Source organism: Stieleria mannarensis (genome assembly GCF_014154935.1).
GTDB lineage: Bacteria > Planctomycetota > Planctomycetia > Pirellulales > Pirellulaceae > Stieleria > Stieleria mannarensis.
In genome coordinates this window covers 1-8,208 of the sequence record NZ_JACEHH010000099.1, presented here as the reverse complement: position 1 = coordinate 8,208, position 8,208 = coordinate 1, and the positions used below count along the sequence as shown (strand labels likewise).

Genomic DNA, 8,208 nt, shown 5'->3' with positions numbered 1-8,208 from the left:
CTCTCTGGTATCGTGTTGCGTTTCTCTTGCAAGCACTGTTCACACGCTGGACAGATTCTTTCCATCGTCAAGCTGCTAACTGACCGATCGAAAGGCACGGCTGCCGAGAAACGGCAGGCAATCGCGGTGGCCGGCTTTGGCACACCGGTTGCAACCCCTTGGCGGGTTCGATCGGTGCGGGGCGAAGCATTCGACCGCTGCGTCGGCGCCGATCACCGTGGTGGCCACCGCGTCTTGGATGTTCGATGTCGAAATCACTGATAGAATGGGAGCGTTCCAGCTGCTCAAGTCAGACGCCTGAGCCGGGCGGGCTCTGGCGTCGGGTCACGCCGGCGCGCCTCGTTCCCAGTTTCCGCCAGTGTTTGCGCATGTCCAACCGCGTTTCCGCCCTGTCATCGATCCTGCGTTCACCGATGCGGATCCTGGGGATCGTCTTGATGCTGGTCTTCACCGCCGAAGTCGGCGTGATGTTGTTGTTGCCCCACGTGGTGCCCGACTTTCTAGGTGAATCGGGCAAGGCGGTGCTCGACGCGGTGTTGCTGACGATGGTCTGCGCCCCGGTCCTGTGGTGGGTCATCATTGGTCCGTTGCGGCGGATTGCGATCCAGGAGCATCAGCGTTCTGAAACGATCGTGGCCAACGCCAGCGAAGGGATCATCACGTTCGACAGCAGCGGGCGGATCGTTTCATGCAACCGGGCGAGCAGCGAACTCTTTGCCGTCGACGCTGCGGAGTTGGTGGGAAAAACAACCCATTCGCGGATGGCGGATTTCCCACGGTCGTTTGAGACACTGCCCTGTGAATTTCGAATCAATGTCGATCGGCCCGACGCACCGCCATTGCCCGTCCAGGTCTCCGTCAGCGACTATCCCTCGGAAACCGGCCAACTTCGCATCGCGATCCTGCGTGATTTGACCGAAATTCAGCGGGCCGAACAAGAACGATTGCTGATGGCTCGCGAAACCGAAGCCTTGCGTGCCCAGCAGATGGCCACGCTCGCTCAATTGGCCACCGGGGTCGCCCACGAGATTCGCAATCCGCTGACGTCGATCAAAATGTTGATCCAAGTCAATCGCGGAAAATTCGCCGACGAGGGGCTACCGACCGATGACCTGGAGCTGGTCGAACAAGAGATTCGACGCATGGAACGTTCAGTCAACAGTCTGCTCGATTATGCCCGTCCCGAACAAGGCGAATCGAAAGTCTTTCCCATTCAAGACGCGGTCGGACGCTCCGTTCAGTTGATCGAGGGACGTTGTGCAACGCAAGGCGTTGAACTGGTGCTGGAATGTGACGACAGGCCTCAATCGATCAACGGCGATGCGGCACAGATCCAACAACTGCTGCTGAACTTGATGCTCAATTCGCTCGACGCAATGCCCGAGGGAGGTGAATTGACGGTTGCGGTGACGTCCGAGGATTCCGAAGTCCAAGTCACCGTGTCGGACACCGGCCAAGGAATCAGCGAAGCGATCTTGGACAAGCTCTTCACCCCCTTTGCGACCAGCAAACCCAACGGCGTCGGCCTGGGGCTGGGCATCTGTCGCCGGATCGCCCAATCGCATCATGGCACCCTGACCGGATCCAACCGAATCCCACGGGGCGCCCAATTTCGATTGGCGCTCCCCTTGGCAACTCAATCCGGCGGGCAGTTGCGGTCCGATGACGCAACCAGCAGTGAGGAATCATGCAACGCCTGTTAGTCATTGATGACGAAGCGTCGATCCTGAAAGCGTTTGAGCGCGCGTTTACGACCAAGACGACCGAAGTTCTGTCCGCGAAGTGCGCCGCCGAAGGTGAAGCGTTGTTTGTCCAAGCCCAACCCGACGTCGTCGTGTTGGACCTGAGTCTTCCCGACACCAACGGATTGGATTTGTTCAAACGATTGCGTGAGATCGACCCCCGCGTCCCGTTCATCTTTATCACCGGGCACGGAACGGTCGAATCGGCGATCGAAGCGACCAAACTGGGCGCATACGATTACCTGTTCAAACCGCTCGAACTGGACGAGATGCGGGCGTTGCTGGACAAAGCCTTCAACCTTAGTCGTATGGTGCGGGTGCAACCGTTACTGGCCGACGAAGAGGGCCCGATGGACGGTGCGGTCGCCGATGCCATCGTCGGACGCTGTCACGCGATGAAGGAGGTATACAAGGCGATCGGCCGCGTGGCGTCACAAAACTTGACCGTCCTGTTGTTGGGCGAAAGCGGGACCGGCAAAGAAGTCGTCGCCCAGGCGATCTATCACCACAGCGCGCGATCGAAGGGCCCCTTCCAGGCGATCAATTGCGCGGCCATTCCTGACGCGTTGTTGGAAAGTGAAATCTTTGGCCATGAAAAGGGCGCCTTCACCGACGCCCATCGCCAACGCATTGGCAAACTGGAACAGGCCGACGGCGGCACGTTGTTCTTAGACGAAGTCGGTGACATGTCGCCGATGACGCAAGCCAAATTGCTGCGTGTCTTGCAAGATCAAACGTTCGAACGCGTCGGCGGTAACACACCGATCCAAGTCGACGCGCGGATCATCGCCGCGACCAATCACGACCTGAAAAAGCTGGTCTCCGAAGGCCTGTTCCGATCGGACCTTTACTTCCGGCTGAGCGTTGTGACGATTCATCTGCCGCCACTTCGTGAGCGCGAAGGGGACTTGAAGGTGTTGGCAGAGTACTTTTTGCGGCGGTACAGCAAAGAGTTCGGCAAGGACGTCCGCACGCTGGCCCCCGAGACGCTCGAAATCCTTGATCGTTACCATTGGCCCGGCAACGTCCGTGAACTCGAAAGCGTCATGAAACAGTCGTTGCTGACGGCGCGGGGGAACGTCTTGCTGCCCGACTTCTTGCCGCCGCTGGTCGCCGGCGATCGAAACGCGGATTCGCAGTCCGACGCGTCGGGTTTTCTGTCGCAGCAGTTTGTCGCCGAGCGGTTGGAAGCGGGAAGTGACAACTTGTATGCCGAAGCGATCGCCATCGCGGAACGACAACTGATCACCCAAGTGTTGGCGTTCACCACGGGGAACCAACTCAAAGCCGCGACGATCCTGGGCATCTCTCGCGTCACGCTTCGCAGCAAGATCAAATCGCTGGGGATTGATGTCAGCCAATTCACCTGACGCTCGATCTCTGTCAGTGCAACGTCGGTTCCGGTTCGCCGTGGTGTGTCAGTTCGATGTCTTGCAGCCCTTTTGCGAACCAGGGATAGATGCACGGCACGACCAACGAGGTCAACAGCGTGGACGTGATCAGGCCCCCGATCACCACGGTTGCCAGCGGACGCTGCATCTCCGCCCCGTCGCTGGTGGAAAGTGCCATCGGCAAGAACCCCAAACTCGCCACCAACGCAGTCATCAACACCGGACGCAAACGCACTTGGGCGGTTTCCTCGCTGACCTCCCGCAGCGGTACCCCGGTCTTGCGCAAGTTCTCCGCGGCACTGACCCACACCAATCCGTTCAGCACCGCGACGCCGAACAGCGCGATGAAGCCGACGCCGGCTGAAATGCTGAAGGGCATCGATCGAAGGTACAACGCGATCACACCGCCGGAGGCCGCCATGGGAACGGCCAGGAAGATCAGCAAGGCCAATCGCAACGATCCCAAACTGGTGTGCAACAGCAGCATGATGATGATCAACACGATCGGCAAAATGATCGCCAAACGGCGGCTGGCCGATTGCAGGTTTTCAAAGTCGCCGCCCCAACGCAGTTCGTATCCCGGGGCGAAGTCGACCTTTTCTTCGACTGCGGCCTGAGCTTCATTGACAAACGTCGCCACATCGCGGCCGCGGACGTTGGCGGAAATGAACGTCCGGCGACGCTGGCCTTCGTGTTCGATCGTCGGCGGGGTTTCTTCTAAACGGATGTCGGCAAGTTCCTTCAGCGGGATCGATCGCCCCGCGGCATCCGCCACCGGCACCTGCTCCAGCAGGCTGAGGTTTTCCCGCCAGTCGGCCGGCACACGCACCAGGATCGGATAGCGGGCGCGGCCTTCAAAGATCTGACCGACCTGGTGCCCGCCGAGCGCAGACACGACGTCCAACACCGTTTGTGCATCGATCCCGTATTGCGCTAGCGCCTCCGCTCTGGTCTTGATCGTCAGCGTCGACAAATTGGCTTGGTAGTCCGCTTTGACATCGACGGCCCCGGGAATCGACCGCAACACCGTTTCGATCTCTTTGCCCTTGGTCCCCAATACTTCCATGTCGTCACCGTAAAGCAACACGGCGACATCCGCTTTGACGCCGGCGACCAGTTCGTCGACCCGCATTTCGATCGGCTGGGTGAACCCGAACGCGACACCGGGCACGTTGGCGGTCAATTCCTCGGACATCTGTTCGATCAATTCATCGCGTGTCTTCGGCTCGGGCCATTGGTCGACTGGCTTTAGAATCACCCAAACGTCGGTTTGGTGCACGCCCATCACATCATTGGCGATCTCCGGGCGGCCCGTCTTGGAAAACACCGTTTTGACTTCGGGGTACTTCTTGAGGATGTTCTCGATCTGAGTCGACATCTCGATCGACCCTTCCAGCGTCGCGCTGGGCAACCGCAACGCTTCGACCAACAAGTCGCCTTCTTCCAGTCGCGGCATGAATTCCGCACCCAAATTGCGTGCCATCGGCAAACTGACCGCAAATAGCGTCAGTGCCGTGGCGATCGTCACGACGGGGTGTTTGATCGCGCGGGTGACCAGCGGTGTGTAAAAGAACTTCACCACACGCACCAGAAAGATCTCTTCTTCCTTCATCTTTTTCGGCAGAAAGATCGATGCCATGGCGGGCATGAAGGACAAGGACAACACCAAGGATCCGCCGAGTGCGAACAGCACGGTCAGTGCCATCGGCCGAAACAATTTGCCTTCGGTCCCCTCGAGTAACAGGATCGGCAAGAACACGACGGCGATTATCAATTCGCCAAACATGGTGGGTTTTCGCACTTCGACCGCCGCGTCGCGGATCACGTCTTCGTGTTTGGTGTCGCCGTTGTCGTGGGACAGTTTGCGGATGCAGTTTTCAATCATGATGACGCTGCTGTCGACGATCAATCCGAAATCGATCGCCCCCAGACTCATCAAACTGGCGGTCACTCCGGTATACGCCATCACGTTGGTGGCAAACAGCATCGACAGCGGAATCGCCAGCGCGACGATGATTCCGGCACGCAGGTTTCCCAGCATCAGCAACAGCACGACGATCACCAAAATGCCGCCTTCGGTCAGGTTGGTCAGCACCGTTTTCAGGGTTCGTCCGATCAGCGCGGCGCGGTCGTAGGTGACTTCCAACGTCACGCCTTCGGGCAGGGTTTGCTCGATCTCCTTCAGCCGCTGCTTGGCCGCCGTGACCACTTCGCGCGAGTTCTCGCCGATCAACATCATCACCAGCCCCGTCACGACCTCGCCCCGGCCGTCGCGTGTGACCGCACCCTGACGCGTCATCGGTTGAATGCTGACCTGGGCGATGTCGCGGATCAGAATCGGATTGCCGTCGCTTTCTCGACGGACGACCACCTCCTCGATGTCCCCGGCACACTCCAGCAATGACACCCCGCGGATGAACCGCTGCTCGCCGTGGTGGATCACATAACCGCCGCCGGAGGTGTTGTTGTTGTTTTCCAATCGCTCGAACAGCAGGTCCATCGAGATACCGTAGCTGGTCATGCGATCCGGATCGGGTTGCACCTCAAACGTTTTGTAATAGCCGCCGTGGGTGTTGATCTCCGTCACCCCGCTGACTTCGCGCAACCGCGGCGCGACGTCCCATTCCAACAGCGTCCGCAACTCCATCGGCGTGTGCCGTTCGCTCCGGACTTCAAACTGCAGGATCTCGCCGAGCGCCGTCGTCAGCGGTCCGACGGTGGGCGAACCGTATCCGGGCGGAATGCTGCTGGCGGCATCCCCCAATCGTTCAGTCACCAATTGACGGGCCCGATAGATGTCGGTGCCTTCGGTGAACACGATGGTGACGACGGAGATGCCGAACTTGGAGACGCTGCGCAGTTCTTCGACGTCCGGTAAGCCGCCCATCGTGTTTTCAACCGGATAGGTCACATAGCGTTCGACTTCGACCGGCGAGAGCGATCCGGCGTCGGTGACGACCTGGACTTGCACATTCGTCATGTCCGGCACGGCGTCGATCGGCAAATGCAACGCCGAGTACATTCCGGCGGCGGCCATCAACAAGGTCAAGATGATGACCAGACCACGGTTGGTCAGCGAAAGTTCGATGATGCGTGTGAGCATGGTGCTTGAATCGGTGGTGGTGTCTACACAAATTACAGTGGCTCCCTTCTCCCCCGGCCTTGCGGGGCAGAAGGGCTGGGGATGAGGGGGCTAGCGGCCTAAAAACTGGTCGGGTGTACGGCCCCTCACCACCAGCCCCGCTCCCCAAAACAAATCGCGGTCATAGTCAATTCGCGATCTGAGTCTTTTGCGCGATCTGTTTTGGGGAGAGGGGAGCCCTGTCCTAGATTGCGGGCCGACTTGTGCAGACGCCAATGCCCTGCATGGAGGGTGAATGAACGGTTGCGAGTCATCATTTTTACGATGGCCGTCATTCGCCTTGGAGCAACAGTTCGGACTTCAGCAAGAACGCTCCGTCGGTCACGACCGATTGCCCGGCGGACAATCCCTCGGTGATCTCGACCCAATCGTCCGAGACGTCCCCCGTGGTCACGTCGACACGCTTGAACGCACCGCCATTTTGGTCCACAAAAACGAACTGCTGGTTGTCATGTTGCACGACCGATTCCGGCTTAACCGACAATGCCTGCCGCGGATGACCGATGGGAATCGTCACGCGGACAAACATGCCCGGCCGCAGCAGACCGTCTGGATTGTTGATCGTCGCAACCAGGGGAACCGAATTGGTGTCCGTCTGTACTTGGCGACCGACATAGTGAACCGTCGCATCAAACGTCTGGTTTTCCAACGCCGGAACACGCACGAAGACTGGTGTTCCCGGTCGAAGCGAAACGGCCGACCAATCACTCTCTCGAATGTTCGCTTCGACGTACAACGAATCGGTGTTGGCCAGCACGATCAGTGGTTCGCCGCGTGAGACGCGTTCGTTGTCGGCATACAATCGCGATTCAACAGTCCCTTCGAACGGGGCGCGGACTTCCAACCGCGACAACGCTTCCTCATCGCTCAAATTGGCGCGCTGTTTGTCCTCGTTGTACCCCAGCAGGGTTTCGACCGCTTGCCAGGCCAAGTTCAATTGTCGGTCGGCCTCGGCCAGTCCGGCTTCGGATTTCAGTTTCGCTTGTTCGGCTGCGAAGTTGGCTTGATCGCGTGCGGTACGAAAGGCCGTCTCGGCCAATTGCCGCTCGGCTTCGCGCTCGCGAATCGTCCGTCCGGAAACCGAACCCGACTCGACCAACGGCTCGATTTTGGCGATCAGAGTTTCCGCCAATTTCATCTTTGAATAACTCGACAAGATTTGTTGGCGGTAGCCGCCCAACGACTGATCGGCAAACGCCGCTTCGATCACGTCGACCGCTTCCCCTCGGTCCAGCATGCTTGAGAGCCCTTCCAAGTTTTTGGCCAGAGTCGCTTCACGCTGGAGAACCTGTCGCGCGATCTGACGCTCTTTCTGTCGCTTCAAGATTTCGGCCCGCGCCTGCCCGATTTCGGGGCTCCGCAACACGGCGATCAATTGCCCCTGGGAGACCTGGTCGCCGGGAGTGACCAGGAGTTCAGACACGATCCCGTCCAGCGGCGCTTTCACATCGACGTGCCTGGTTTGATCGTATCGCAGTCGGCCCGGAACGGTGTGAACATGCTGGATCGACTGCTGCTGTACCGGTAACGTTTTCAGCTGAGCGACGGCCAGCTTGCCGGCCGGCATGACGACAGTCTCGGGATCCGCGTCCGCTTGGACGACCTCGGGCTCCACCTCCATCGGTCGTTGGTGGTTGATTTGGTAGATGGCCAACCAGCCGCCAGCCATCACGACCAGGACTAACAGGGTTGGAATCCCTTGCGAAATCAACTGGAACGGATTCGGCTTGGGGTGGGAATTGGGTGCGTCAGTCATCGCGAAGGGCAGTCGGCGGGCAGGAAATCCGGAGCGTTTCCCAATTCTCAGAAGCACGCAGCGTGCCATAGGGCAACGAGACGCATTCGCAATGCTTTTTTTCCCGTTTTCTCCGCTCACGCATGCCCAATCGCCAAGAAAAGCAAAGAGATTCACCACCGCAGTGGACAGATTCTG

Annotated in this window: 4 protein-coding genes; 2 read left to right on the top strand and 2 right to left on the bottom strand. The window is 59.1% G+C overall.

The window, feature by feature from the left end:
* Window positions 1-368: 368 nt before the first annotated feature.
* Entirely contained in the window at window positions 369-1,703 is a 1,335-nt protein-coding gene (locus tag H1B37_RS32150) for a sensor histidine kinase (protein ID WP_182871382.1), read from the top strand.
* On the top strand, window positions 1,688-3,112 hold the full coding sequence (locus tag H1B37_RS32145) for a sigma-54-dependent transcriptional regulator (protein ID WP_182871381.1): 1,425 nt from the start codon (window positions 1,688-1,690) through the stop codon (window positions 3,110-3,112). Before H1B37_RS32150 ends, H1B37_RS32145 begins: the two co-directional genes overlap by 16 nt.
* Window positions 3,113-3,125: 13 nt before the next feature.
* Here the strand turns inward: H1B37_RS32145 and H1B37_RS32140 are convergent, their stop codons facing one another.
* Window positions 3,126-6,236 (bottom strand): efflux RND transporter permease subunit, encoded by a 3,111-nt coding sequence (locus tag H1B37_RS32140; protein ID WP_182871380.1) that lies wholly within the window; start codon window positions 6,234-6,236, stop codon window positions 3,126-3,128.
* 310 nt (window positions 6,237-6,546) lie between these two features.
* Entirely contained in the window at window positions 6,547-8,031 is a 1,485-nt protein-coding gene (locus H1B37_RS32135) for an efflux RND transporter periplasmic adaptor subunit (RefSeq protein ID WP_182871379.1), read from the bottom strand.
* Window positions 8,032-8,208 lie beyond the last annotated feature (177 nt).

Bases quoted from the DNA above. Each gene is read 5' to 3' on its own strand.
- H1B37_RS32145 (WP_182871381.1), top strand. From the start codon at position 1,688: ATGCAACGCCTGTTAGTCATTGATGACGAAGCGTCGATCCTGAAAGCG.
- H1B37_RS32140 (WP_182871380.1), bottom strand. From the start codon at position 6,236: ATGCTCACACGCATCATCGAACTTTCGCTGACCAACCGTGGTCTGGTC.
- H1B37_RS32135 (WP_182871379.1), bottom strand. From the start codon at position 8,031: ATGACTGACGCACCCAATTCCCACCCCAAGCCGAATCCGTTCCAGTTG.
- H1B37_RS32150 (WP_182871382.1), top strand. From the start codon at position 369: ATGTCCAACCGCGTTTCCGCCCTGTCATCGATCCTGCGTTCACCGATG.